The sequence below is a fragment of the Mesorhizobium sp. M8A.F.Ca.ET.181.01.1.1 genome (assembly GCF_004792025.1).
GTDB lineage: Bacteria > Pseudomonadota > Alphaproteobacteria > Rhizobiales > Rhizobiaceae > Mesorhizobium.
The window spans coordinates 1-331 of record NZ_SRTV01000154.1 but is presented as its reverse complement, the minus strand read 5'-3'; the positions used below and the strand labels follow the sequence as shown (position 1 = coordinate 331).

1 protein-coding gene is annotated in these 331 nt (G+C 58.6%); it reads left to right on the top strand.

The annotated features are described in order from the left end of the window. Window positions 1-331, top strand: a 331-nt coding sequence (locus tag EN824_RS34005) for a TonB-dependent receptor (protein WP_135933200.1), incomplete at both ends; no start/stop codon positions are given.

The following is a 331-nucleotide window of genomic DNA, read 5'->3' as shown; positions in this document are numbered from 1 at the left end:
GTCCTGCTGCGGCTCGAATGCAATCGGCGTGCTCAATCCGGTTTACGGTTCGGCGCAGGGAACGAATTTCGTTTATGCCGATAACATCGTGACCCAACAGCAGATCGGCATTTATGCGCAGGACCAGCTGCGGTTCGGAGATGGCTGGCTTGTGACGCTGAATGGCCGTTACGACTATGTCGATACGGAGCTGAACAACAGATTGCCGACGGGCCTGTCCCGCCGCTCCAATGACGACGCGCTGAGCGGCCGCGCCGGCCTTGCCTACGAATTCGACAATGGCCTGACGCCCTACGTCTCCGCCGCCACCTTCTTTAATCCGCTTATCGAT